3 protein-coding genes and 2 pseudogenes are annotated in these 2071 nt (G+C 52.5%); 1 reads left to right on the forward strand and 4 read right to left on the reverse strand.

All coding sequences use genetic code 11. The features are described 5' to 3' along the window. Window positions 1–70: 70 nt before the first annotated feature. Both ABLN87_RS22105 and ABLN87_RS22110 read right to left on the reverse strand, forming a co-directional pair. Window positions 71–448, reverse strand: a pseudogene (locus ABLN87_RS22105) (transposase); the annotation flags it as partial. A gap of 67 nt (window positions 449–515) precedes the next feature. Further along, a pseudogene (locus ABLN87_RS22110) lies at window positions 516–629 on the reverse strand (transposase); the annotation flags it as partial. A gap of 186 nt (window positions 630–815) precedes the next feature. On the opposite strand from ABLN87_RS22110, the gene ABLN87_RS22115 reads away from it, so the two are divergent. Then, window positions 816–1283, forward strand: a complete 468-nt coding sequence (locus tag ABLN87_RS22115; RefSeq protein WP_417750418.1) for an IS3 family transposase — start codon at window positions 816–818, stop codon at window positions 1281–1283. A 160-nt stretch (window positions 1284–1443) separates the two neighbouring features. On the opposite strand, the gene ABLN87_RS22120 is transcribed toward ABLN87_RS22115, so the two are convergent. Beyond that, complete coding sequence (locus tag ABLN87_RS22120) at window positions 1444–1755, reverse strand: H-NS histone family protein (RefSeq protein WP_353014268.1); 312 nt, start codon at window positions 1753–1755, stop codon at window positions 1444–1446. 155 nt (window positions 1756–1910) lie between these two features. Continuing rightward, complete coding sequence (locus ABLN87_RS22125) at window positions 1911–2054, reverse strand: winged helix-turn-helix transcriptional regulator (protein WP_353014270.1); 144 nt, start codon at window positions 2052–2054, stop codon at window positions 1911–1913. Window positions 2055–2071: the final 17 nt, after the last annotated feature.

Below are 2071 nucleotides of genomic sequence, written 5' to 3' on the forward strand. Positions count from 1 at the left end.
GTCGCTTTTGGTTGCCGCTCCTTTGAGACAGCGCTGACCTAACTCAAAAAAACTTAACCTCATTCTGTGTTCAACCAGAGGAAACTTCACATGGAAAAACCAAAGACAGCGTGGAGTGCCGCATCTGAATTGGTCCACCGTTATGTTTAGGAAACGGAGGACAGAGAATGGCGAACAAGCGGCACAGGGTCGAGCGATCCAGATCGATCCCCTGATGGCTGTAAATCTGGGCTTGCCGATAGAGTGGCAAGTGATCTGCAAATTTAGAGACCAGGACATGTGCCAAAGTGGCCTCGGTCGGCAGACCGCCTGCGATGATGCGAGCGGGTGCCGGGGCCTGAGCAATTCCGCCTTCGCACGACCGGCAGGCATATTTTGGACGGCGCGTGACGATCACGCGGAATTGGGCCGGGATGATATCCAAGCGCTCGCTTACGTCTTCTCCAATCGGCTAACGATGCAGGTGCCTCGATCTCAACAAGCACAAAATCCATGCCACCCAAATTGGGCAAAACCAGCTTGCCCTGCCGTGCCAACCGACGCCAATCAGACACCGTGCTGGGGATCAACTCGTATCGCTGCGCCACAGCCTTGACCGTCTCGCCCTCAATCAGCGTCTCCGCAACGATCCGTGCCTACAACTCTGGCGGCCAATTTCGCTTGCCGTCAGCACGGCGAGGCACCATTGCCAGAAACTCGCTTGTAGCTCCCATCGAGAAACTCCCTTGAAACAAAAGAGCCTCTGAATCGCAGATCAGGCGTTAGGCCATAAGTGTGGGGTCGGCGCACCGCTTACAGACTGTCGAGGCTCGAATGTGGGCGGCAACGATTATGCGGCAAGCATGGCGCAGAGATGGGAACAGGTGCTCATTTATGTGTCGACCTGGGCCGGCTTTCTGTATCTTGCAGTCGTGTTGGATGCCTTCAGCCACCGCGTCATTGGCTGGGCCATGGGCAACCGGCAGAGAACACAACTGGTGCTTGATGCGATGAACATGGCCGTTGCACAACGCGAACCGACGGATGTGATTCATCATTCCGATTGGGGATCGCAATACACCTCCGTCGCCTTCGGTCTACGCTGCAAGGAAATGGGCGTCAGACCATCAATTGGATCGGTCGGCGATTGTTATGTCAACGCCATGTGCGAGAGCTTCTTCGCCACCCTCGAATGCGAGCTGCTCGAAAGCCGAAAGTTCCGCACCAAAGCCGAGGCGCGGGTTACCTGCTTCGAGTTCATCGAAGGCTGGTACAACCCCTCTCGCCGCCATTCTGGGGTATAAGTCAACTATCAACGACGAAAGGGTCGCCGCTGAAAGGCTGGAATCCCCAAGCCCGTAACCGTCCACGAAACAGAGGGAACCCCAAACTCCAAAGCTTGCCTTAATAGGTATTACACTCAGAAAATCTCGAACCCTACATCAGGCCAGAGAAATACACTTTCTAGATCGTTAAGTCGTCGATGGATTTCCCGGCTTCCAGAGCTGCAATTACCCATGCAGGTTTCCGCCCGCGTCCGGTCCAAGTTTGTGCCGGGTTATCAGGGTTGGCGTATTTGGCCGCTGATTTTTTGCCTGTACGGGAATGAAGCCTAATGACATCCTCAAAGTCCACACCCAGCTTTGTTGCAATCGCGCGCATTTCGTTTCGAGCCTTTTGCAGTGTCTCTTTTTCAACTTCTACAACGCGCTTATCGATCTTGGCTGCTAGTTCTCTAAGTTCGGGGGCATTTAGTCCGCTAATGTCGATAGACATTTAGTTCTCCTTAGTTTCTTTTCAAACCAGAAAAACCAGAAAAGCAAACAAAGAGCAAGCAAGGTTGCGTTCGTCTAGCCAATAGTGGCGAGACTGCGCCAACAAAAGAAATCAATGGGTCCTAACTCTATGCTTCAATTTACCACGTTGATTGCTTATGAGGTGTTTTGTTCTTTTAATAGTTTTTTCACGATCTTATTGATCGTTGATGTACTTACTTTGAACTCTTCAGCCAAGGCCGCCGCGGTGTTCCGCCGTCCGTCGGCTTCGATTTGATTGTAGCGTTGGGTGTTTCGCACGAATATTTCACGTTGCT

The sequence above is a fragment of the Ruegeria sp. SCP10 genome (assembly GCF_040329495.1).
Taxonomy (GTDB): Bacteria; Pseudomonadota; Alphaproteobacteria; order Rhodobacterales; family Rhodobacteraceae; genus Ruegeria.